The sequence below is a fragment of the Bacteroides sp. ET71 genome (assembly GCF_023336905.1).
Lineage (GTDB): Bacteria > Bacteroidota > Bacteroidia > Bacteroidales > Bacteroidaceae > Bacteroides.
The window spans coordinates 19,559-41,319 of sequence record NZ_JAMBLS010000027.1 but is presented as its reverse complement, the minus strand read 5'-3'; the positions used below and the strand labels follow the sequence as shown (position 1 = coordinate 41,319).

24 protein-coding genes are annotated in these 21,761 nt (G+C 48.7%); 12 read left to right on the top strand and 12 right to left on the bottom strand.

The genetic code is table 11. The annotated features are described in order from the left end of the window. Window positions 1–216: 216 nt before the first annotated feature. Together M3090_RS12455 and M3090_RS12450 are read right to left on the bottom strand one after the other, a co-directional pair. The gene (locus tag M3090_RS12455) at window positions 217–1,398 is read right to left on the bottom strand and encodes a DNA/RNA non-specific endonuclease (protein ID WP_249056726.1); all 1,182 of its coding nucleotides are present in this window, start codon (window positions 1,396–1,398) and stop codon (window positions 217–219) included. After that, window positions 1,395–2,435, bottom strand: a complete 1,041-nt coding sequence (locus tag M3090_RS12450; RefSeq protein ID WP_249056724.1) for a hypothetical protein — start codon at window positions 2,433–2,435, stop codon at window positions 1,395–1,397. The genes M3090_RS12455 and M3090_RS12450 overlap by 4 nt, the downstream gene beginning before the upstream one ends. Window positions 2,436–2,903: 468 nt before the next feature. Here M3090_RS12450 and M3090_RS12445 point away from each other — a divergent pair, with 468 nt between their 5' ends. After that, window positions 2,904–3,575, top strand: coding sequence for a B3/4 domain-containing protein (locus M3090_RS12445; RefSeq protein WP_249056721.1), 672 nt, complete (start codon window positions 2,904–2,906; stop codon window positions 3,573–3,575). Here the strand turns inward: M3090_RS12445 and M3090_RS12440 are convergent, their stop codons facing one another. Further along, entirely contained in the window at window positions 3,576–3,920 is a 345-nt protein-coding gene (locus tag M3090_RS12440) for a type II toxin-antitoxin system RelE/ParE family toxin (protein ID WP_249056719.1), read from the bottom strand. Beyond that, complete coding sequence (locus M3090_RS12435) at window positions 3,910–4,203, bottom strand: hypothetical protein (RefSeq protein ID WP_249056717.1); 294 nt, start codon at window positions 4,201–4,203, stop codon at window positions 3,910–3,912. The genes M3090_RS12440 and M3090_RS12435 overlap by 11 nt, the downstream gene beginning before the upstream one ends. A gap of 166 nt (window positions 4,204–4,369) precedes the next feature. On the opposite strand from M3090_RS12435, the gene M3090_RS12430 reads away from it, so the two are divergent. The 10 genes from M3090_RS12430 (at window position 4,370) to M3090_RS12390 (ending at window position 11,460) form a co-directional block, all read left to right on the top strand. Next, entirely contained in the window at window positions 4,370–5,377 is a 1,008-nt protein-coding gene (locus M3090_RS12430; RefSeq protein WP_249056716.1) for a PhoH family protein, read from the top strand. Continuing rightward, entirely contained in the window at window positions 5,361–6,305 is a 945-nt protein-coding gene (locus M3090_RS12425) for a phosphoribosylaminoimidazolesuccinocarboxamide synthase (protein ID WP_249056715.1), read from the top strand. Before M3090_RS12430 ends, M3090_RS12425 begins: the two co-directional genes overlap by 17 nt. A gap of 230 nt (window positions 6,306–6,535) precedes the next feature. Further along, the gene (gene ubiE, locus M3090_RS12420) at window positions 6,536–7,270 is read left to right on the top strand and encodes a bifunctional demethylmenaquinone methyltransferase/2-methoxy-6-polyprenyl-1,4-benzoquinol methylase UbiE (protein WP_249056713.1); all 735 of its coding nucleotides are present in this window, start codon (window positions 6,536–6,538) and stop codon (window positions 7,268–7,270) included. A gap of 38 nt (window positions 7,271–7,308) precedes the next feature. Then, window positions 7,309–8,055: a shikimate dehydrogenase family protein gene (locus M3090_RS12415; RefSeq protein WP_249056712.1), complete on the top strand. Its 747-nt coding sequence runs from the start codon at window positions 7,309–7,311 to the stop codon at window positions 8,053–8,055. 14 nt (window positions 8,056–8,069) lie between these two features. Continuing rightward, window positions 8,070–9,038, top strand: coding sequence for an alpha/beta hydrolase (locus M3090_RS12410; RefSeq protein WP_249056711.1), 969 nt, complete (start codon window positions 8,070–8,072; stop codon window positions 9,036–9,038). 49 nt (window positions 9,039–9,087) lie between these two features. Continuing rightward, window positions 9,088–10,005, top strand: a complete 918-nt coding sequence (locus M3090_RS12405) for a TPM domain-containing protein (RefSeq protein ID WP_249056710.1) — start codon at window positions 9,088–9,090, stop codon at window positions 10,003–10,005. 82 nt (window positions 10,006–10,087) lie between these two features. Further along, window positions 10,088–10,339: a hypothetical protein gene (locus tag M3090_RS12400; RefSeq protein ID WP_249056709.1), complete on the top strand. Its 252-nt coding sequence runs from the start codon at window positions 10,088–10,090 to the stop codon at window positions 10,337–10,339. After that, window positions 10,333–10,641, top strand: a complete 309-nt coding sequence (locus M3090_RS15995; RefSeq protein WP_410553250.1) for a type II toxin-antitoxin system RelE/ParE family toxin — start codon at window positions 10,333–10,335, stop codon at window positions 10,639–10,641. The genes M3090_RS12400 and M3090_RS15995 overlap by 7 nt, the downstream gene beginning before the upstream one ends. Before the next feature lie 6 nt (window positions 10,642–10,647). Further along, window positions 10,648–11,232 carry a LemA family protein gene (locus tag M3090_RS12395; RefSeq protein ID WP_249056708.1) on the top strand — a complete coding sequence of 195 codons (585 nt, stop codon included), beginning with the start codon at window positions 10,648–10,650 and terminating at the stop codon, window positions 11,230–11,232. A gap of 45 nt (window positions 11,233–11,277) precedes the next feature. Continuing rightward, window positions 11,278–11,460, top strand: a complete 183-nt coding sequence (locus M3090_RS12390; RefSeq protein ID WP_249056707.1) for a DUF6722 family protein — start codon at window positions 11,278–11,280, stop codon at window positions 11,458–11,460. 208 nt (window positions 11,461–11,668) lie between these two features. Here the strand turns inward: M3090_RS12390 and M3090_RS12385 are convergent, their stop codons facing one another. Next, a complete protein-coding gene (locus M3090_RS12385; RefSeq protein WP_249056706.1) occupies window positions 11,669–12,298 on the bottom strand; it encodes a flavodoxin family protein in 630 nt (209 codons plus the stop codon). A gap of 447 nt (window positions 12,299–12,745) precedes the next feature. Between M3090_RS12385 and mazG the strand changes: the two genes are divergently transcribed. Then, window positions 12,746–13,540, top strand: coding sequence for a nucleoside triphosphate pyrophosphohydrolase (gene mazG / locus M3090_RS12380; RefSeq protein WP_249056705.1), 795 nt, complete (start codon window positions 12,746–12,748; stop codon window positions 13,538–13,540). A gap of 101 nt (window positions 13,541–13,641) precedes the next feature. On the opposite strand, the gene M3090_RS12375 is transcribed toward mazG, so the two are convergent. From M3090_RS12375 to M3090_RS12345, 7 genes are all read right to left on the bottom strand, one after another. Further along, the gene (locus tag M3090_RS12375; protein WP_249056704.1) at window positions 13,642–16,035 is read right to left on the bottom strand and encodes an SLBB domain-containing protein; all 2,394 of its coding nucleotides are present in this window, start codon (window positions 16,033–16,035) and stop codon (window positions 13,642–13,644) included. Window positions 16,036–16,364: 329 nt separating this feature from the next. Beyond that, window positions 16,365–17,465: a Wzz/FepE/Etk N-terminal domain-containing protein gene (locus M3090_RS12370; protein ID WP_249056703.1), complete on the bottom strand. Its 1,101-nt coding sequence runs from the start codon at window positions 17,463–17,465 to the stop codon at window positions 16,365–16,367. An 18-nt stretch (window positions 17,466–17,483) separates the two neighbouring features. Beyond that, the gene (locus M3090_RS12365; protein ID WP_249056701.1) at window positions 17,484–17,639 is read right to left on the bottom strand and encodes a hypothetical protein; all 156 of its coding nucleotides are present in this window, start codon (window positions 17,637–17,639) and stop codon (window positions 17,484–17,486) included. A gap of 42 nt (window positions 17,640–17,681) precedes the next feature. Further along, window positions 17,682–18,569 (bottom strand): PD-(D/E)XK nuclease family transposase, encoded by an 888-nt coding sequence (locus M3090_RS12360; RefSeq protein ID WP_249056699.1) that lies wholly within the window; start codon window positions 18,567–18,569, stop codon window positions 17,682–17,684. A 145-nt stretch (window positions 18,570–18,714) separates the two neighbouring features. Continuing rightward, window positions 18,715–19,527 carry a glycosyltransferase gene (locus tag M3090_RS12355; protein WP_249056697.1) on the bottom strand — a complete coding sequence of 271 codons (813 nt, stop codon included), beginning with the start codon at window positions 19,525–19,527 and terminating at the stop codon, window positions 18,715–18,717. 52 nt (window positions 19,528–19,579) lie between these two features. Next, window positions 19,580–20,635: a glycosyltransferase family 4 protein gene (locus M3090_RS12350; RefSeq protein WP_249056695.1), complete on the bottom strand. Its 1,056-nt coding sequence runs from the start codon at window positions 20,633–20,635 to the stop codon at window positions 19,580–19,582. Next, the gene (locus tag M3090_RS12345) at window positions 20,632–21,690 is read right to left on the bottom strand and encodes an EpsG family protein (protein ID WP_249056693.1); all 1,059 of its coding nucleotides are present in this window, start codon (window positions 21,688–21,690) and stop codon (window positions 20,632–20,634) included. Before M3090_RS12345 ends, M3090_RS12350 begins: the two co-directional genes overlap by 4 nt. Between the last annotated feature and the right edge of the window lie 71 nt (window positions 21,691–21,761).

Sequence of the window (21,761 nt, the reverse complement as noted above, 5' to 3'; positions counted from 1 at the left end):
ACTTAACACCTCATCGGGCACTACTTGATTCTTTTCTTTCATGAGCTTCTTCATTTTGCAAATGTATAAAATAAAAATACGAGACTCTAACTTGAATCCCGTATTTCCATTTACACAAAATATTTTATAGTGCCATTCCTAATCGTATTTTCCATATTTTTTCTATAATACATATTGCAAACTCTTATAAAAAAACAAGCCACCCTCATTTACAATTTAAGGGCAATCCAAAATCTTTGACAAGACTTTCTTTCCATCAACAAATGTCTCTACCAAAATCTTTGATGGTCTTAAAGAATTACCTTCATAAAGCAAACGTCTTGTTGATGTTACTACTTTATTCGCAGCTAAAGCAGTTTCTATTATATCCTCTTCTTGCTTTTCCAAAGTTCTCCAAGCACCACCACTACGTTGCCAAGCATTATCCATTGGAACTAAATTTATTAGCTCATTAATTCCTCCTTTATTCCGCTGAAAAATATGTCCTGCATCATCTACATCTGTTCCACGTCCTTGCTTAAACTGTTGAACATAATTTCGCCTTCCACTATCCAAATTTGTCTTCATCGCCATATCCTTTGTATATACAGCTTTACCAAATGTCGTTCTTTTTAATCCATCCACTTCAAAGACATATTTTCCATCATCTATTACATAAGTTTTATTAGGCAATAGATAATCTAAAAATATATTGGGGGATTGCTGTACAGCATCTTGCGCACAACCTGAATATGCCTTTATCGTATTACCCTTAATAAGTATAGCTGTATTAGAAGCTTCCGGACGTGTATTTCTTATTATAAGCTCTCCTTTATCCCCAATTTCACAAACGAATTTATTCCAATAAGGATCTTGCAAAGGTCCTCCATTCTCCATCATTTCCTTCTTTATCAAATTATAAACATCTGGATGCTTTTGCATCAAATAATTCAAAGCTTCATCTCCTTCTTTACGAGCTATTATTTTCACATTACGATATAAACCTATATTGGTTTTTGAAACCGTCTCCAACGACTTTTTCTCTGCATTATTTCCTCTTAAAGCCTTCTTATATTCAGACTTATCCATCCGCTTTTTTGCCAAACTGAACCTAGTTCGAGATACTTTAGGCATAACTTTCTTATTGCCATATTCAAAAAAAGATTCAATGCCTTCTTTCCCAAAATGTTCCATCATTTTCTCTCGAACTTCTTTTTTAAAAGCATGATTCACAACAGATTGTTCCACAGAATGGCGACCATAATTTTTCATTTCTCTTTTGAAAGCTTTTTCCATACTTTCTTCTGCCACATTCTTGCCTACTGTCTTTACTATTGAACCAACCTGAGAATACACAGGCAAACAAACAAAAGAAAACCATACTACGATTACTACCATTCCTCGAATACTCTTCTTCATAAGGCTAATGCTATTAAATTAAATAAGACTTTATTACTACTATCAATTCTGCTCAGAACATCTTGTTTCATTTTTTGTAGATACGCCGTACCTATATTATGACTCATTTCTTCCACGCAAACAGAAAGCAACAGTTCTTCTGGCTCCACAACTTGGTTTTCTATATCTTTATATATAGTATATACATCATAAGTGGTATTCCCTATTTCATAAAGAATCGCCCCCACACCACCTGTAACTATACCTACAGCAATAGGAGCCGCATAATCTTTTATTAGCTCCGTAGTCATAGCTATCTTCTCTCCAGAGGTAAAAGAATCGACCTGATTCAAAATATTAGTTGATATATTTATGGAGATTTGAGAAACATCCATATTTAATTCTTTCTCCACATTTCGTCCTGTAACGGTATGGAAATACTCTTTTTGAAAAGTACAAATGCTATCTAAATAAGCCTGAACATACTTATTTAAATGCTCATTGTAAGATTGCGGACGAATATTTTCTTTCCACAACTTCTCAAATTTACTACGATCTTTTCCTACAAAAAATTCTAACTTCCTATAATTCAAAAAACCTCCTGCATATTCATCTATCAAGTTTTCTATATCTGCCGTAAGCATGGAATCTAACTCAAACTCTATCAAAGGAAATATCTCATCCTCAAATAATCGCTTTTGCAAAACTGTATAATTCACAATTTCGGCTTGAATATCTTGCAAATATTCATTCCGAACGCCTTGAAAATAAGCTTCCATAACACCTTCTAAAGGGGTTGATCTGAGTGAAGCATTAATATTTTTCAACTCTTTATAGTTACAAGCTGCAATCGCCGGGAATATAGAATCCCTATAAAAAGAATCTAAGAAACTATATGTCTTTCTATTTTGAGCATAGAAATAGGCTCCTCGTTCTGGAGACATATTCAAAAATTTCTGCATTGCATTTTCCCTAGAAAATGAAGGTTCTTGTTCTCTACTCCCACAAGATATCAGTAGCATTGAAACAAACAATAAAAGTAACAACAATTTCCTCATTTTTTTAAACTTCTTCTCAGCACATTTACGTGGTTTTATTACAATTATAATTCTTAGTTTTCGGAGGCAAAAGTAAAACAAAAACATAAGAACAGGACATTCAAAAATGGTTCATTTTGGTTCACGAACAATAAAATAAGTCATACCCACAAGCACCCTAAGCATACTGATTTACCAACATAATCTTCCAGAATACCCAGAAGACAGAAACGGAAACGAACAGCTTCGTACCAACTCCCTACCTGCTCCCTACCTCGTCCAAACACATAGATACGGACCAGGTACGGACGAGGTACGGACAAGATACAAACATAACAAGAACATGCCCTCAACATTTTTCACTACACCAACCTTCCCCTCCTCTTTCTCAAAAGAAGAAAAACAGAAAAGAAAACGAAAGCCATACAAAAAAGTTACCGAAGAAAGCCGTATTTTTGCCGCTACAAAAACTAAAAGCACTTATAAACTATGAAGTTTCACCTCACCCTTTCAACCGACCTCCACTCATGCTGTCCCGAATATCGTGGCGCAGCCGTATATGCAGAAGTTACCAACACACCTTATTCCGAAGGACTTTGGCAGGAGATAGACGCTTTTACTCAAACCTTGCGCGTCTCGGAAACAGCCGACAGCATTAAACAGCATCCTGCCATAGCCGCCACGCGCGAAGCCTATCGTCGCCTGGGAAAAGACCCAAGCCGCTATCGTCCCTCGGCTGAAGCCCTGCGGCGTCGGCTGTTGCGCGGACTGGAACTGTACAGAATTGATACGCTGGTGGACTTGATAAACCTTGTCTCGCTGCGCACTGGTTACAGCATCGGCGGCTTCGATGCGGACAAGATTCAGGGCACGGACCTCTGTCTGGGAGTAGGCCGGGCGGGCGAACCGTTCGAAGGCATCGGGCGGGGGACGCTCAACATCGAGGGATTGCCAGTGTTTCGCGACGCAGTGGGGGGCATAGGCACGCCCACCAGCGATAACGAGCGTACCAAAATGGACGTCGGCACACGGCGCATACTGGCTATCATCAACGGATATGACGGGGATGAGCAGCGGTTGAACGAGGCGGCCGGGATGACGCAGGAGTTGCTAAGGAAGTATGCGGAATCGGACGGGGGGAAGGTGCTGCTATTTGGATAACTATACTTCTATACCGTTCCGGCGCAAGATGTCCAGCAATTCGGCATCGCTGATGTTGTCACGCTCCGACTTGTCATAGATAGTAATCAGCTTGACTTCAGTATTTGCTTGGGCAAGAATAACGGTATAGGTAATTACCCGGGCCCCGCCGCTTTTCCCCTTCCCTTTAGAGGTGATTGCCAAACGGACCTTGCGCAGACGATGGCCTAACTCTGTGCCCAGAAAAGGATTTAAGCGTAGTTCTTCTCCCAGTTTGGTTAAATCTGTCTTCAATGACCTGTAACGCTTAGATAGTCTTTTCAGTTCCCGAAGGAAATCTGGGGTAACAGTAATTTTACAATTCATTGAGCGCTTCTTCTAAGGTCTTAAACTCCAGTTTTCCTTCCAAGTTCAGCTTTAACTCTTTACAAGCCTGGTCGAAGTTGGCCAGGATTTCTTCTTTGGTCATGTAGGGTTCCGCTTCTTCGGAGGCCACGGCAGGGGCTGGCTGGGATGTGGCATACTCCTGCGTCTTGCGTTCTTCGCGGCGCAAGAAGTTCTTCAGTTTTTTCAGGATATGGACGTCGTTGACATTGAGCACGTCGCGGATTACTTCATTTTGCAGGGATTCCAACGTCATGGTAGTCATAGGGCAAGATGCTTAGAGATTGTTTGTATTCCAATGCTTAGTGTTTGCAAAGATAGGAGATGCAATCCTTTTCTCCAAACCTCCGCATAAAAAAACGGGAGGCCTCCGCACGAAGTATGCAAACCTTTCACTACCTTTGCGGAAAATAGCACAGAAAACGAACTGAATGATAGAAAAACTGATTGTACTCGAAGACATAGACCCCGTCATTTTCTACGGCGTAAATAACGCCAACATGCAACTCATCAAGGCACTCTACCCCAAACTGCGCATCGTGGCACGGGGCAACGTCATCAAGGTGCTGGGCGATGAGGAAGAAATGTGCGCCTTCGAGGAGAATATCATCAAACTGGAGAAATATTGCGCTGAATATAACCAACTGAAGGAAGAAGTCATCATCGACATCATCAAAGGCAACGCCCCACAGGCCGAAAAGAGCGGCAATGTCATCGTGTTCAGCGTCACGGGAAAGCCTATCATCCCCCGCAGCGAGAACCAGCAACGCCTGGTGGACGCCTTCCGCGAGCACGACATGGTTTTTGCCATCGGCCCGGCGGGTTCGGGAAAAACATACACCGCCATCGCCCTGGCCGTACGGGCATTGAAGAACAAGGAGATCAAGAAGATTATCCTGAGCCGCCCCGCCGTGGAGGCAGGCGAGAAACTGGGCTTCCTGCCGGGCGACATGAAGGAGAAGATTGACCCCTACCTGCAACCTCTTTACGACGCCTTGCAGGACATGATTCCCGCCGCCAAGCTACAAGAATACATGGACCAGAACGTCATACAGATTGCTCCGCTGGCCTTCATGCGCGGACGGACGCTGAATGACGCCGTGGTCATTCTGGACGAAGCGCAGAACACGACCTCTGCCCAAATCAAGATGTTCCTCACCCGCATGGGCATGAACACCAAGATGATTGTGACGGGCGACATGACACAGATTGACTTGCCGTCGTCGCAGGTGTCGGGGTTGGTACAGGCCATGAAGATATTGAAGGGAGTCAAAGGCATCTCCTTCATCGAACTGAACCAGAAGGATATCGTGCGACATAAATTAGTCACCCGCATCGTTGAGGCCTACGACAAGTACGAGAAGGAGCAGAAGGCGGAACGGGAGCGCAAGAAAGAAGAAACCATAGCTAAAACAACAAGATATGAAAGCATTAACTAAAACAGACTACAACTTCCCCGGACAGCAATCTGTCTACCACGGGAAAGTACGCGACGTGTACAACATCAACGGTGAGAAACTCGTCATGGTGGCTACGGACCGCATCTCGGCCTTTGACGTCATCCTGCCCAAAGGCATCCCCTTCAAGGGACAGATACTGAATCAGATTGCCGCAAAGTTCCTCGACGCCACGACGGACATCTGCCCCAACTGGAAGCTGGCTACGCCCGACCCGATGGTGACCGTAGGCGTGTTCTGTGAGGGATTCCCCCTGGAAATGATTGTGCGCGGCTACCTCTGCGGCTCGGCCTGGCGTGCCTATAAGAGTGGCGTGCGCGAAATCTGCGGCGTGCGTCTGCCGGAGGGCATGAAGGAGAACCAGAAATTCCCCGTACCCATCATCACCCCGACGACGAAGGCCGAAATCGGCGAACACGATGCCGACATCTCCAAAGAGGAAATCCTGGCGCGCGGCCTCTGCACGCCCGAGGAATACGCCGTGCTGGAGGACTACACCCTGCGCCTCTTCGAGCGCGGTACGAAGATTGCCGCCGAGCGAGGACTTATCCTGGTGGATACAAAGTATGAGTTCGGCAAGCACGACGGACAAATCTACCTGATGGATGAGATACACACGCCCGATTCCAGCCGCTACTTCTACAGCGAGGGCTACGAGGAGCGTTTCGCCAAGGGCGAGCCGCAACGCCAGCTCTCGAAGGAATTCGTGCGCGAATGGCTGATGGAGAACGGCTTCCAAGGCAAGGAGGGACAGCAGGTGCCCGAGATGACGGACGACATCGTCCGCGGCATCAGCGACCGCTACGTGGAGCTGTACGAGCACATCACCGGCGAGAAGTTCGTGCCGCAGGACACGGAGGACATCGCCGCGCGCATCGAACGGAATGTAACGAATTATCTCCATCAGTAAGCCCCGGCCGAATCCCACGGACGGGCTGTGACCGACACCCACTCGTGGGGCCACTTTATACCCCACGCGTGGGGTGTGATGGTGCCCCACGAGTGCCCCTTGCTGATACCCCACGCGTGGGGTTTGAACCCCGCTCAGAAGTACTTCTGGAGGGGGGTATGCGGAGAGGTCGGAGGCCTGTACCTCGAATACCGGGATTCATGAGTTTGTAAACAAATATCATTATTGCAATGGACTATCCTCAAGAGAAAGTCAAGCCCTACGGACAGGAGGGCAAGAAGGTGGAGCAGGTGGAGCGTATGTTCGACCACATCGCCCCCGCCTACGACCGCCTGAACCACCTCATGTCGCTGGGCATCGACCGCTCATGGCGGCGCACGGCGCTGAAGTGGTTGCGCCCCCACCGGCCGCAACAGATGATGGACGTAGCTACAGGCACGGGGGACTTCGCCCTGCTGGCCTGCCGGATGCTTCGGCCGCAGTCGCTGGTGGGCACGGACATCTCGGAGGGCATGATGCAGGTGGCACGCCGCAAGGCACGGGAGGCGGGACTGGACGAGCGCATCAGCTTCCGCCGCGAAGACTGTGAGGCGCTGACGTTTGCCGACGCCTCGTTCGATGCCGTCACCGTGGCCTTCGGCATCCGCAACTTCGAGCACCTGGACCGCGGCCTGCGCGAGATGTGCCGCGTGCTTCGTCCCGGCGGTCACCTCGTCATCCTCGAACTCTCCACGCCCGACCGCTTCCCCATGAAGCAACTCTATCGGATTTACTCACGGCTCATCCCGCTGATGGGCCGCCTCGTGTCGCACGACCGCAGCGCCTACACCTACCTGCCGCAGAGCATCCGCGCCTTCCCGCAAGGCGAGGTGATGAGCGAGAGCATCCGCCGCGCGGGCTTTTCGGACGTACGGTTCCGGCGGCTGACGTTCGGGGTCTGCACGCTGTATATGGCGACGAAATAACCCTAAGAATCACACCTTTAACTTTCATCATACACACTATGGACAAATACGGTTTAATCGGCTATCCGCTGGGCCACTCCTTCTCAGTGACCTACTTCAACGAGAAGTTCCAGTCGGAAAACATCGACGCAGAGTATGTCAACTTCGAAATCCCCCGCATCGAGGACTTCCCCGAGGTAGTGACGGAAAACATCAATCTCTGCGGCCTCAACGTCACCATCCCCTACAAGGAACAGGTCATCCCCTACCTGGACGAACTCGACCCGGACACGGCCAAGATAGGTGCCGTGAACGTCATCAAAATCATCCGCCAAGGCAAAGCCAAGGTGAAACTCGTGGGCTACAACTCGGACATCATCGGCTTCACGCAGTCCATCGAACCCTTGCTGCAACCCCATCATAAGAAGGCATTGCTGCTGGGCACGGGCGGCGCCTCGAAAGCCGTCTACCACGGCCTGGCCAACCTGGGCATAGAGAGCACCTATGTCTCGCGCAGCAAGCGGGACAGCGAAACATTGACCTACGCCGACCTGACGCCTGAAGTGATGGCCGAGCACACCATCATCGTCAACTGCACGCCCGTGGGCATGTACCCCAAAGTAGACTTCTGCCCGGACATCCCCTACGAACTGCTGACGCCCCAGCACCTACTCTACGACCTGCTATACAATCCCGACGAAACCCTCTTCATGAAGAAAGGCCGCGCCCAGGGCGCCACGGTGAAGAACGGACTGGAGATGTTACTCTTGCAAGCCTTTGCTGCCTGGGAGATTTGGCACCGCTAACCACAGAGACAGGTATGAAGCACAAAAGACTCCTTGTCGGCATCCTCGCCGGGGTGCTGATACTCATTGTTGTGCTGTTTGCCGCAGGCTACTTCATGGTGGACTACGCCCTGAAGCCCGGCGAACTGACCACCCGCAGCCGTAACATCAACGGTTCGTGGGAGCAGATGCGTCACGACTATCCCGAACTCGGTCCGTGGCTGGACAGCCTGCGCACGGTCGATGCCCTGAAAGAAACCTATATAGAAAATGAACGGGGCGAACGCCTCCACGCATTCTACGTTCCTGCCGCACGCCCCACGCGGCGCACCGCCCTCATCATCCACGGCTATACCGACAATGCCATCCGCATGATGCCCATCGGCTATTTGTACAGCCGCCAACTGGGTTACAATATTCTCCTGCCCGACCTCCATGCCCACGGCCTGAGCGAGGGAGATGCCGTCCAGATGGGATGGCTCGACCGGCTGGACATACAACGCTGGGCCAACGAGGCGCGTCAACTCTTTGGCGACAGCATACGAACTGTGGTACACGGCATCTCGATGGGGGCGGCCACTACGATGATGTTCAGCGGAGACGTGGAGCGGATGAACGTCCAGCCCCCTCAATGCTTCGTGGAAGACTGTGGCTATACCTCCGTGTGGGACGAGTTCAAGGGGGAACTGAAGAACCGGTTCGGCCTGCCCGCCTTCCCTTTGCTCGACATCGCCTCCCTGTTCTGCCAATGGCGATACGGTTGGAATTTCCGTGAGGCATCCGCCTTGGAGCAAGTCAAGCAATGCACCCTGCCCATGCTCTTCATCCACGGCGATGCCGACACCTTTGTACCCACGTGGATGGTACATCCGCTCTACGAGGCCAAGCCCGGCCCAAAAGAACTGTGGCTGGTGCCCGGAGCCGAACACGCCGTGTCCTATAAGGAGAATAAAGAGGAATATACGCGGCGGGTAAGGAATTTTGTGGAAAGATATATCCGATAACTCCCGCAAAAGCCGTATCTTAGCCGCCGAAACATCAAGAAGAGACTGCATGAAACGAATTATACCCCTGCTCATCCTATGGCTGTGCCTGCCTCTCTGTGTGCGGGCACAGCAAACCATCTATACGCCCGACAACTTGCCCAAGGTGCATATCCAGAACAAATACCGCTATCTGTGCGACCCCGCAGGCATCATCAGCCCCGCCGCCACGGACAGCATCGACCGCATGCTCTACCGCCTGGAGCAGCAGACGGGCATCGAGACCGTAGTGGTTGTAGTGCCCTGCATCGGTGACATGGAATGCTTCGACTTCTGCCACGAACTGCTCAATTCGTGGGGCGTAGGCAAGAAGGGAAAGGACAACGGGCTGGTCATCCTGCTCGTCACTGACCAGCGCTGCATACAGTTCTACACAGGTTACGGCCTGGAAGGCGTGCTGCCCGATGCCATCTGCAAGCGCATCCAGACGAAAGACATGATTCCCTACCTGAAAGACGAACGCTGGAGCGAAGGCATGGTAGCGGGTATCCGCGCCACGTGTGCCCGTCTGGATGGTTCGATGGAAAACGACAGCAGTACGTCCGAAGACGGAGACTTGGGAACCGCCGTTGCCATCATCTTTGCCTTCATCCTCTTTGCCATAGCTATCAGCATTGCAGCAGCCCGACGCAAGACACGTTGCCCCCGGTGCAAGAAACATACGCTGAAGCGTGCCAGCAGCCAGGTGGTCTCCTTCCACAACGGCGTGAAGACGGAAGAAGTGACGTATATCTGCCGCAACTGCGGCCACGTCGTCAAGCGCCGCGAGCGCCACGGACAGGACAACAACCGCGGGCGAGGCGGAGGCTGGGGAGGCCCGGTCATCTTCGGCGGAGGATTTGGCGGAGGATTCGGAGGTGGCGGAGGATTCGGAGGCAGCTTTGGCGGCGGAAGCGGAGGAGGCGGAGGAGCAGGCTCCAGGTTCTAAATGAAGAATTAAGGAACGGGAATCTTTCTCTTTTCAGCCATAATGACTACATTTGCAACAGGAGAATAAAAACAATAGCGATATGACAACAGCAGAATTGGACAGCCACAAGATGATTCTTGTACGGGAAATCATCAATCACTTCAATACGGAAGAATCCTTGCAAAAATTGGCTGAGGCTTGCAGCATCATCCGCAAGGAAGAAGAGTCTGAAGCATACCATGCTATACCAGAACCATTATTTCAACAGCTGATGGATATAGCTGAAGAGCAAATCAAAACCGGTCAATATCTCACGGACGAAGAACTCTTAGAAGATATGAAATCATGGTAATATATTGGTTGCAACAGGCAAGAGACAGCTTGCGGGAAATTTACAAATTTTACAAAGCTACCGCAGGAAAGGAAGTAGCGGAAAAAATAAGGACTGAGATTTACCAAGAAACCAGATACCTGCTTATATTTCCTACGATTGGAAGCCGGGAAGAAGGAACACCATACCGATACCTTATCAAAAGACACTGTAAGATTTTCTATTCAATAAGGAAAGAGCGTATTTTCATTGAACTGATATGGGACACCCGACGAAACCCCGAAGTGTTACAGCAATTATTAAACAATAATCCCAATAAATAATAAAGTATGAAGAAGACATCTACCATTATCATCATCGTCGTCATTGCCGTACTGGCCATCTGGGCCGTAACGGGTTACAACGGACTGGTATCAATGGACGAGAAAGTAAGCAACCAGTGGGCCAACGTGGAGACACAGTACCAGCGTCGCGCCGACCTCATCCCCAACCTGGTGAACACCGTCAAGGGCTATGCCGCCCACGAACAGGAGACACTGGAAGGCGTCATCGAAGCCCGCAGCAAGGCCACGCAAATCAAAGTAGACCCCGCCGACCTGACGCCCGAGAAGCTGGCTGAATATCAAGCCGCACAAGGACAACTGGCCTCGGCTCTGGGCAAACTGCTGGCCATCACCGAGAACTATCCCGACCTGAAGGCCAACCAAAACTTCCTGGAACTGCAGGCCCAACTGGAAGGCACGGAGAACCGCATCAACGTGGCACGCAAGAACTTCAATGACGAAGCAAACAAATACAACACCGCCATCCGCCGCTTCCCCCGCAATATCCTCGCCGGATTGTTCGGCTTCGAGAAGCGCGCCTACTTCGAGGCACAAGCCGGAGCGGAGACGGCACCGACGGTGGAATTCTGAACCGCTCCGCATGGATTATCCGGCAAATAACCGTATCTTTGCGTAATGAGAAAAGAATTTGGGAAATGGCTGATGGACATCGCCAAATACGTGCTGACGGCTGTTATTATTTCGACAGCCTTCAGCGGTATGGGTGAAATATGGATGTACGTCATCGCCGGAATTATCGTAACAGCTACCGTCGGTCTGGGCCTATGGCTCATACGGGACAAACAAAAAGAGGAATGAAATATATGAGCAACAATGAAATTGGCTTTCTCATCATGTGCGGCACCATCATGCTGATAGCCATCACAGGCTTCCTTTATTTCTACATCAAAGACAAGAAGGAAGAGCGCCGCCACGCCAACTGACTCCGTCAACAGTCATAAAAGAACCGGAAACCCCGCCATCGGGCGAGCTTCCGGTTTTTTTGCCCTTACCTTACAGAGAATACTCAGCGGATGAAGTTCGTGCGCAACGGTTCCTCCACCCCGCGGGGGAAGTCGATGCCTGCCTTCCGTCCCGCCTCGATGCAGCGCAGGAGCCACGCCATGTTGCGGCCCAGCGTGCGCATGGTCTGCAGGCCTTCGAGGTCTTGGCGTACCTCGTCGGGCGTATTGCCGTGCACCATGTTCCAGTATTGCGAAGATACCACGGGCATGGAGCTGATGGTGAAGTATTTGTTCAGTTGGTCGAAGGTGGCCGTAGCACCTCCGCGCCGACAACTGGCAATGGCCGCAGCCGGCTTCCCGGCAAACACGCCCCGGCGGTTGCCCGCATAGAAAGCACGGTCCATGAAAGAGGTAATGGCACCGCTGGCCGAAGCATAGTGCACGGGCGAGCCGAACACAAAACCGTCCGCCGTGGCCGCCTTGTCCAGAAACTCATTCACCACATCATCGCGGAAGCAGGCTTTCTTCTCCGCACAACTGCCGCAACCGATACACCCGGCCAGGGGCTTCACGCCCAACCACACGATTTCCGTCTCCACACCCGCCTCGCGCAGCGTCGAGGCCACTTCTTCCAAAGCCGTATAAGTGCAACCCGTCTTGTGCGGGCCGCCGTTCACTAAAAGCACTTTCATAATCAGTCAGTCATAAATTGGTTTAGTCCCGCAAAGGTACGGAATATCCGGCAAAGCGTCAAGGGATGGGAAAATCGCTGATTATGCGATACCCCGCAGCCCGGATTTTTTTATGCATCACGCCAGCTTTCCGCCAGCATCACGCGTGTTACCGATTTGCATCACGCCAGCTTTCCGCCTGCATCACGGGTGTTACCAATTTGCATCACGCTAGCTACCTTTCTGACATCACGCGTGAAAGCCTCCGGACATCACGCCTATTAACAAACCAAAACACGCGCGATGTCAGAACCCTTTCACGCGTGATGTCAGACGCTCTCTGCACTGACTCTCCGGCAACAACACAAATCAATCATTTTGATGGATAAACTGCCCAACACTTTATCCATCAAAATAAGAAATGAAATCGTATTTTCCGTACATTTGCACCGAATTAAATAAAAAGACATGCTACACACCCGACAAGAACAAATGGAAGCCTTTGGACGCTTCCTCGATATTCTCGACGAACTGCGCGAGAAATGTCCCTGGGACCGCAAACAGACCAACGAGAGCCTGCGGCCCAACACCATTGAAGAAACCTATGAACTGTGCGACGCCCTGATGCGCGACGACAAGACAGACATCTGCAAAGAACTGGGTGACGTACTGCTCCACGTAGCCTTTTATGCAAAAATAGGTAGCGAAACGGGCGATTTCGACATGAAAGATGTCTGTGACCGACTGTGTGACAAACTTATCTTCCGCCACCCGCACGTCTTTGGCGACGTCAAGGCCGAAACCGCCGGACAGGTGTCTGAGAACTGGGAACAACTGAAACTGAAAGAAAAAGGCGGAAACAAGACCGTGCTGAGCGGAGTGCCCGCCGCCCTACCCTCGCTGATCAAAGCCTACCGCATACAAGACAAGGCACGCAACGTGGGCTTCGACTGGGAAGAACGCGAACAAGTATGGGACAAGGTGAAGGAAGAGATACAAGAGTTCCAGACCGAGGTGGCCCACATGGACAAGGAGAAGGCCGAAGCCGAGTTTGGCGACGTGCTGTTCAGCCTCATCAACGCTGCCCGCCTCTACAAAATCAATCCGGACAATGCTCTGGAACATACCAACCAAAAGTTCATCCGCCGCTTCAACTACGTGGAAGCGCACTCCATCAAAGAAGGCAAAAACCTGCACGACATGTCCTTAGCCGAGATGGACAAGCTTTGGGAAGAAGCCAAAGCACAAGAAAAAGACATATAAACAGACAAGAACTACTCCCCCGACGGGCAACAGAAAAGCCGGAGATGCGTATGCGTCTCCGGCTTTTCTGCTTTATGCCATGCAATCCGTGCCCGGCCCGCCTACTTGACAAGGTTGGCGATGGAGGCAGCCATCGTTCCCAACGAAGCGAAAGATGTGGCGTAGCCCAGGACGTTGGAGAGGACGGCACTGCTCCGCTTCTTCTTGTTCGGCACCACAATCTCGCAACCGGGCTCTATCTGGCCGCGGCCACTACCCTTCACTTGCGCCACCTGACCGTTCATGTAGATAATGAACTTCTTGCTCTTCTTCGCGTGCTGGCTGTAGCCACCGGCCTGACCCAAATAGTACTTCACCCCTTCACCCTCGCTGTACGAGACCGTGTTGGGCATCATCACGGCGCCGCTGATTTTCACCGTGTTCGTATATTCAGGTACCTGGAGCACATCGCCTTCGCGCAGCACCAGGTCGGCGTCACTGCCGGGACTGGCAAGGGCGGCTTCCAGGTCGATGCCAATCGTATAGGTATCTTCCACACGGATGCCCAGGGAGTCGAGCGCTCCTTCACCCAGCTCACGGCCCATCAGGTTGATAACGTCCTGCATGCGGCGCTTCTCTTCGTCATTGGCCACACGGGTCAGCTTGGCACCGCGCACGTAGGCCGAGGGAGTGACACCGCCGGCCTTCTTCACCAGGTCGCTCAGGCGCTCGGCACGGCTCGTCAGCGTGTATGTGCCGCCGAAGACCACTTCGCCCCCTATCGAAACGTTCTGCTGGACCTGGTAGCCGGGGCTCCGGCGGACAAACACCTGGTCGTAAGGCTGGAGCTCGAAACCGGGCTGACCGTCTATCACGAAGCCGTCTTTCAGACCGAACGAGAACATCTGGCCGATGCTGTCCGTCGTATGCAGGCTCTTCGGGTCTTTGATGCGGCGGGAGACGTCCACACGTACCAGAGAGGCGGCTTCACGAAGACCGCCGGCCTGGATAATCAGGTCTTCCAGCGTCATGTGGTCGGCATAAGGATAGGTGTCAGGCTTGGCCACCTCGCCCGTGATGCTCACGCTCCCCAGGTCGCTCAGGTCGTGGATGCTCGGGATGTACAGGATGTCGTTCTTGCGAAGCGGGATATCGGGGATGCGGCCGTCCATCAGGGCCTTCACATCCACGGCAAGCACCTCAGAGGTCATGTCGTCACGCTGGCGTTGCAGCACCGCACGGTTCGTGAAGGCGTCGTCCATCAGGCCCTGCGCCTGGTCGATGAGGGCGCGCACCGTGTTCACCTTGCCGTCCAGCTCGTAGATGTCCGGACGGTAGACGGCACCCTTGATCTCCACCTTGTTCGTGAAGCGGTCCAGGATGGCGCCCACAGTCACCACGTCGCCGTCGCGAAGCTCCGTCACCGGATAATCGGAAGTGCTGACTGTCTTCACCTCGTATTCCTCGCCGTTCTGCCGGACGATGCGAAGCGTCTTCGTATAGGCATCCGCCTCGAAGCCGCCGGCATACTCCAGCAGCGTGGCCAGCGTTTCGTCCTTGCGCATCTCGAACTTCATCGCGCGCTTCACCTTGCCGCTCAGCTTCACCAGCGACTCATAGGCGGGGACGATAACCACGTCGCCTTCCTGAAGGCTGATGTCGTCCGTCATGCGGCCCTCCATGATAAACTCGTAGACATCCACCGAAGCTATCTTCTTGCCGTTGCGCACCAGGCGGACATCGCGGAGGCTGCCGATGGGGTTCACGCCGCCGGCGCGGTACAGGGCGTGGAAGACGGTCGAGAAGGCTGACAGGGCATACGTGCCAGGCTGGACCACCTCGCCCATGATGTTGACCTGGATGGTGCGGGTGTTGCCCAGCGTCACCCGGATCTGGTTCTTCTCGTTGCTGTAAATCTTGCCCAATTCGGCTTTCAGGAAGCGGCCGGCTTCTTCCACCGTCATGCCGCTCAGATAGGCAGGGCCAAGCTCCTGCAAGTTGATGGTGCCGTCCGGCGAGATGGTCTGCCGGATGGTGTTCTGGCTAGCCCCCCAGATGTCTATCACCACCTCGTCACCGGGGCCAAGGCGGTAGTTGGGAGGAGTGGGCAGGTTGTTGTTAGGCTCGAAGGTCAGGTTGCGCGTGTTGAAGATGTTGCGTCCAAAGACCGTGTCCTCCTGCAACAGTTCCTCCGTGGTAGGCTGCTCGTCCAGCATGGCCGACGTCTCGTCCTGCGTCTCCTCACGGAGACGGGCCTCGTTCTGCTCCGTACCTGTCATGGAAGCAGCCTGTGCGCCATTCTGACGCTCATACTGTTCTTTCACACGTGTGGCCTGCTCACGGGTAACACCGCGACGGGCCAACTCTGCCGCAATCTGTTTCTGCTCCTTGCCCTGCTTGACGCTTTCCTGCACGTACTCCAGCACCTGCTGGTCGCTCATAGACTGGGCAACAGCACTGCCGCACCAGCTACACAGCAACAGCACGACAGGGATTATCAAAAGTCGATGTTTCATATTTTTTTAAGAGATAAGTAGATGTTGAAAATTAATTTATATGATGTGTGCCTGTCATGTTGAGCATTGTTCTCCCCCGACAAACGGGGGAGGTAAGAGGGGGTGTGAAGCGAAGTCGAAACATCTCCCGAAAGACACGATTCCCTTGGGCAGTGCATGTAGTGAGATTCTTCGACTACGCTTCAACCCCCTCTTTGCTCCCCCGTTTGTCGGGGGAGAACAACGCTCAGAATGACAGATACATCGATAGTATAAACTAAATAGGAATGATTACTTACTTTGTTTCGTTTTATATTAGTTGGGCCTCCTCCGCCCTCACTCCATAGGCATCAATTCCGAGGCTGATTGAATGTCGCTTCCCGCATCTTTCTCCAGGCATCCTCTCCGAAGAGAATCCAGCCCGCCGTTCCACAGAAAGCCAGGAAAACGATACCCACCAGTATCATCAGCTTACGCGGAGCCGAGGGAGTGATAGGCACCGTAGCCGGATTCACCACCGCAAACACGGGCTTCGCCTCCTGGATCTTGCCGCGCACCAACTGCAACTGCTGGGCCGTCTGGCTGTACACCTGATAAGCCAGGTTCATGTCATTCTGGAGCCGTTCGCCCTCCACCTGCGACCTGCGGGTGTAGAGGCTCTTGTTCTCGTCCACATACGACGCATACGCCTGCTGGGCCGCATAGTATTCCGCTTGACGGTCTTGGTACAACTTCTCCCAGTACTTGCTGTCATCAATAGCCTTGCGCGTACGGTAGTCCGTCACGTAATCCTGTAGCTTGCGCACCACACTGTCGGCCACCGTAGCTGCCACCACCGGGTCCTGCAACGTCACCGTAATGGTCGTCACGCCCGTCTTCTTGTCCACGTTGGCAGTCATGGACGACTTGATAGCACCCAGCTTCAAGCTCTCTCCACGCGTCAGCCGGAACGGGTCAAGCACGCGTTCTCCCGCTTCCTCCTCGTCCTTGAACAGCGAAAGAATCCCCCCAATGGCCTTGCCCGGCAGACTCATGATCCAGCTCCACCACGGACTCTGCTGCGACACGATATACTCATTCAGAGGCATCTGCTTGAGCTCCTCCTCATCCTCCACCGTCACGGGCATCTCATACAGCTCCAAAGCAAATGGGTTGGACGAAAGTATGTCGGGGAAAAGCGTGATATTCAGTGCATCGGCATCATTGCCACCGCCCAGATTCATGCCCATCATCGAAGCGATTCCTCCCAGGCTGCCGCTGCCACTCTCACCCGACTCCGGCGAAAGCGTCACCGTCACCGTGTACTCCTTCGGGATGCTGTAGGCAATGACTAAGGCTACCACTACGGCAATGCCGCACACCTTGTAGAAGGTCTTACGCCTGCGCCATAGCTTCTGCGCAAGTTCCAGCAGGTCGATTTCTTGTTCTTCTGTCTGTTGATATTGATCCATATAAGTAGATGTTGACATTTAGTTTATACATGAATGGGCAGTCATAGGAGGTGCCGCATCCTGCGGCACATTCACTATGCGCGCCACACTACAAGCGTTCAGCAACCATATGATGGTGTGCCGCAAGGATGCGGCACCTCCTACCGATAAAGTATCATTTAATTTTGCATACATACTTAATGTTTTATTGATTTAAAATAATCCAAGTCGATAAACTTAAAGCACAGCAATCTCTTCCGCAGTAAGCCCCGTTGCCTGCTCTATAAACGTCACGTCCATCCCCATTTCCTTCAACTTGCGGGCAGTCTTTTGAACGCCTTCTACCAAGCCTTCAGCATGCCCCTCGGCACGACCCTCAGCACGACCCTCGGCGCGGCCTTCAGCACGTTCCGTGTAAATATTATCCCGCAAAATCACAATATTGTCCAGATGTCGGTAATACGCTTTCAAGTCATCCTTGCTCATGCGGTCCAATTGCAATTGCTTCTTCACCGTTTCAAGTCCTGGGGCTGTCGCATTGTCCGGCACCTCTCCGGTATTCAAATAATAAATCCATTCCTCCAACGGACTCTTGGCAACCCGGTTGAAATCATTTACTTTCAAGATATAATACTCCGGATAGAGCTGGCTTACCTCATCCACCTTGAAAGTCTGACGCTGGAAAGGAGACAGTTCCAACAAATCCCCCTCATGGATGCCACGAAACTCCGTTTTACCATGATACACGAAATCCTTCCCATGCCCCAGCGAGAAATAAATGATATTTACGCTATATACTTTGCGGACTTGCTCGTAACCTTCTCCACGATTAATGTATTCAGTCACCAGTTTAGACGTACCGAAAAGCATACGTTGAAAATAAGCATATTCATTATTATTCTGAACCTCTATCAGCACCAACTCTCCTTTGGAGTTTTCTGCCAACATATCCACCCGATTATACTTATCATACTCATCTTCTTGATTACTCTCACTTTCCAGCAACTTACAAATAGTCACCTTCTCTTTGAGCAGCGTTGTCAACAAGCCTTCCAACACGGCATAATTTGCCTTATTGCGCAACAGCCGCTTCATAGCCCAGTCAAATCGTATATAGCTTGCCATCTGTTTTTTTATTCGATTATCTAGCTGCAAAGATAACATACTTTCTTTCATTTCGCCAAACTCGAGAAAGAGACTTTTAATGAAAATCGAAGCAACTTCTTTCAAACTGTTCCACAGACTCACAAAACAACAAGGCCATAATCATTTAACAACTTCTCAAACGATTTAAACACTCTTGATTAATTTCCTTACGTTTCTTATCAAAAAACCAACCCCATTTATTGAAATATTTGACTATAGAACAGACATGATATTTTAAAAGTTTCTTGCTCTTATACGACCCCTTTGTATATGCATGATAAATAGAAACTCTCGGATAATACATTGTTTTAGAAACAGCTCCTATTCGGCGGCATAAATCCATATCCTCTGCATACATAAAATAGCGCTCATCAAATCCACCCGTTTGCTTTAATACATCTACTCGCATAAACATGAAACATCCAGAAAGAGAGGGCACTTCCATTATCTTATCATATCCTGTAAAATGCAACTCATATTTAGCATCCCTTTTCTCCTGAATACTGCGAAATGGTAGGAAACGCCTTCCAAACAAATCCATAGGAGTCGGCAATAGTTTACATAAATATTGAATCTCACCGTCTGGATACAGCACTTTAGGCATCACCAAACCACATTCCAAATGCTTGTTCATAAAAGAAGCAAGTTCTACTATCACTTCCCCATCCCAATACACATCGGGGTTAATAACAACATGATATTCTGCGCCTTGTTCTATAGACTTTTGAATCCCAATGTTGTGTCCATGGCCATAACCAAGGTTATCACTATAAATATAGATTGCTTTAGAGTACTTACCTACTAACCCACGCAAACTATCATTAGATGAATTATCTATCAAATAAAGAGTATCTATACAAGATTGAACTACGCAATCCAACAAATGCGAAAGTTCATCTATTGGCGTATGATATGCGACTATTGATGCTGTTACCATAACTGAAAATTATCTTATAACGCAATTTTTTCATAAACGAACTATGATACTATTACTTGTCAACTTGACCATTCAACATGACATCATAGTAACATAAATAATTATGAACCATTTTCTCTACAGTGAAATTTTCTTTAGCTCTCAAATAAGCAAGTTTTCCATTTTCTTCTCTATTCTCAAAAGCTAAAAGAATAGCTTCTTTCAAAGAACAAATATTATCTAACTCAAAAAAACGAACCTCATCATTAGAAAAGATCTCATGAAAAGAAGGAATATCTGAGCAAACTATAGATTTATGAGCTAATGCTCCCTCTACCATAGCCAACCCGAAGCCTTCGGAATAAGAAGGCATCACATAAACATCAAAATAAGGCAAATAGTTACACGGATTCTTCTGATATGGGAAAAAAAGGACTCGTTCACTGACCTCTAAATCTTGAACCATTTGTTTTAAAGGTTCAATATCTGGACCTTCTCCTATTATTATAAAAGCATAATCTTTTAACATCTTAAGTGCATGAACCACCTGATTCAATCCTTTACGACGAGTTACATAAGAATATGTGCCTAAAATTTTATATTTAGCTTTCAACTTTTGTATGCTACAAATAATATCTTTATCTGCATTATCGTCAAAAGCAATTGAACATCCGTTATAAATGGTAGTCAGTGAAGATTTAATACGACTTTTATATGTATTTTCTAACTGCTTAGAGATACTTATTACCCCATCAAACTTTGATTGAATATGACACCAATATCTTGTGAACAGATAAGAAAACAGTGGATTATATTGGTAACAAAATGTACGATAGGTATCTTGATGAAGAGTAGAAATAATTCGCGCTTTAGTAATATATCTTCTCCATTTTGCAACATACATATCAGGACGCATACAATGGCTATGGATGATATCATAAGAATTAAAATCGATCTTTTCGCCCATTTTGATACACTTTGTCGGACATTTAAAATTCATTGATGACAAATTATCGAAATAAAAAACATCAACATCATGCCCCCATTCCACCAAAAAAGAGACTAGGTTCCTAACAACAACAATAGGACCCTGATTTTGCAAAGAAGGTACAATATATGCTATTCTCATGAAAAATAGAATTGATATGGAACTATTTTATTGGGTGCCATATTTAACACTAACATTAAATATGTTACACAAATTATTACCAATAAGATTATCCATCTTGATTTATCTGCAAATAGACTTAACAAATAAGAAATCAAAATAGGCTCAACACTAAGTAGAATATTAGACATACGAGCGCCTATAATCGCAAAATCATTAAAAATCATTAGCCAATAAACGCCTAATGCATATATGTAAAATATATAAACGAAATATCTATTCGAAGAATTTAATTTATTATAGAAAAAATACGCTATTAAAAATAGCGCCATAGATTTTACTGTATTCAAATTTGTAAATATCCCCAACTCGCTAGCAAATCCACTATCACCATACATAATATATGCAGATAGACGTTCGTCAATTCCAAAAAGGAACATTTTAATGAACTGTCCTAACGGGCAAACCAATCCAATAAGTAGACATAAAATAAATAGATACTTCAATACTATTCTATTACACCTATATCTATAAAATAGCAATATCAGCAAACATACTATTGCCGAAAAGTGCATAGATATTGCAAGGCATGTAATGAAAATGTATTTCTTATATTCTCTAAGTTCCAAATAACGAATTGCATACAAACAAATAGCACTAGCCAGACCTGCTCTAATTTGTATCATATCCTTCAATACATACAAATGTACAAAATAATACAATACACATATTAAGAACGAAGCAGAATACTTACGAAATGAATTAAGATTCAGAGCAACAGATATACAAGCTACTCCCCAAAATACGGCTATAGGGCTATTAAAAATAGCAAGAATTATCTTACTCAATAAGTTAAATCCAACATCTCCAAACCCTTCTTCTTGATTAAGAGACATTCCCACAAAAGTATCATAATAAACATCCCAATCAGGATTATTTGCCCTAAAGCCAGCAAAAAGAGCTAATAAGCCCCATAATAGGAATAAAAAAAACAACTTCTGTTTCTTCTTTACATGCATAACATCAAAACAAGATAAAGAAGACAGCAAGAAAAATATACAATAATATGGAAGCATCTAAAACTTACTTAACTACAAACAGAATCTATTTTACTCATCAATAAAGCTGTTCACACTAAAGATTTTAT

Coding starts and splice junctions, on each gene's coding strand:
- M3090_RS12455 (WP_249056726.1), bottom strand. CDS start 1,398: ATGAAGAAGAGTATTCGAGGAATGGTAGTAATCGTAGTATGGTTTTCT.
- M3090_RS12450 (WP_249056724.1), bottom strand. CDS start 2,435: ATGAGGAAATTGTTGTTACTTTTATTGTTTGTTTCAATGCTACTGATA.
- M3090_RS12445 (WP_249056721.1), top strand. CDS start 2,904: ATGAAGTTTCACCTCACCCTTTCAACCGACCTCCACTCATGCTGTCCC.
- M3090_RS12440 (WP_249056719.1), bottom strand. CDS start 3,920: ATGAATTGTAAAATTACTGTTACCCCAGATTTCCTTCGGGAACTGAAA.
- M3090_RS12435 (WP_249056717.1), bottom strand. CDS start 4,203: ATGACTACCATGACGTTGGAATCCCTGCAAAATGAAGTAATCCGCGAC.
- M3090_RS12430 (WP_249056716.1), top strand. CDS start 4,370: ATGATAGAAAAACTGATTGTACTCGAAGACATAGACCCCGTCATTTTC.
- M3090_RS12425 (WP_249056715.1), top strand. CDS start 5,361: ATGAAAGCATTAACTAAAACAGACTACAACTTCCCCGGACAGCAATCT.
- ubiE (WP_249056713.1), top strand. CDS start 6,536: ATGGACTATCCTCAAGAGAAAGTCAAGCCCTACGGACAGGAGGGCAAG.
- M3090_RS12415 (WP_249056712.1), top strand. CDS start 7,309: ATGGACAAATACGGTTTAATCGGCTATCCGCTGGGCCACTCCTTCTCA.
- M3090_RS12410 (WP_249056711.1), top strand. CDS start 8,070: ATGAAGCACAAAAGACTCCTTGTCGGCATCCTCGCCGGGGTGCTGATA.
- M3090_RS12405 (WP_249056710.1), top strand. CDS start 9,088: ATGAAACGAATTATACCCCTGCTCATCCTATGGCTGTGCCTGCCTCTC.
- M3090_RS12400 (WP_249056709.1), top strand. CDS start 10,088: ATGACAACAGCAGAATTGGACAGCCACAAGATGATTCTTGTACGGGAA.
- M3090_RS15995 (WP_410553250.1), top strand. CDS start 10,333: ATGGTAATATATTGGTTGCAACAGGCAAGAGACAGCTTGCGGGAAATT.
- M3090_RS12395 (WP_249056708.1), top strand. CDS start 10,648: ATGAAGAAGACATCTACCATTATCATCATCGTCGTCATTGCCGTACTG.
- M3090_RS12390 (WP_249056707.1), top strand. CDS start 11,278: ATGAGAAAAGAATTTGGGAAATGGCTGATGGACATCGCCAAATACGTG.
- M3090_RS12385 (WP_249056706.1), bottom strand. CDS start 12,298: ATGAAAGTGCTTTTAGTGAACGGCGGCCCGCACAAGACGGGTTGCACT.
- mazG (WP_249056705.1), top strand. CDS start 12,746: ATGCTACACACCCGACAAGAACAAATGGAAGCCTTTGGACGCTTCCTC.
- M3090_RS12375 (WP_249056704.1), bottom strand. CDS start 16,035: ATGAAACATCGACTTTTGATAATCCCTGTCGTGCTGTTGCTGTGTAGC.
- M3090_RS12370 (WP_249056703.1), bottom strand. CDS start 17,465: ATGGATCAATATCAACAGACAGAAGAACAAGAAATCGACCTGCTGGAA.
- M3090_RS12365 (WP_249056701.1), bottom strand. CDS start 17,639: ATGTATGCAAAATTAAATGATACTTTATCGGTAGGAGGTGCCGCATCC.
- M3090_RS12360 (WP_249056699.1), bottom strand. CDS start 18,569: ATGGCAAGCTATATACGATTTGACTGGGCTATGAAGCGGCTGTTGCGC.
- M3090_RS12355 (WP_249056697.1), bottom strand. CDS start 19,527: ATGGTAACAGCATCAATAGTCGCATATCATACGCCAATAGATGAACTT.
- M3090_RS12350 (WP_249056695.1), bottom strand. CDS start 20,635: ATGAGAATAGCATATATTGTACCTTCTTTGCAAAATCAGGGTCCTATT.
- M3090_RS12345 (WP_249056693.1), bottom strand. CDS start 21,690: ATGCTTCCATATTATTGTATATTTTTCTTGCTGTCTTCTTTATCTTGT.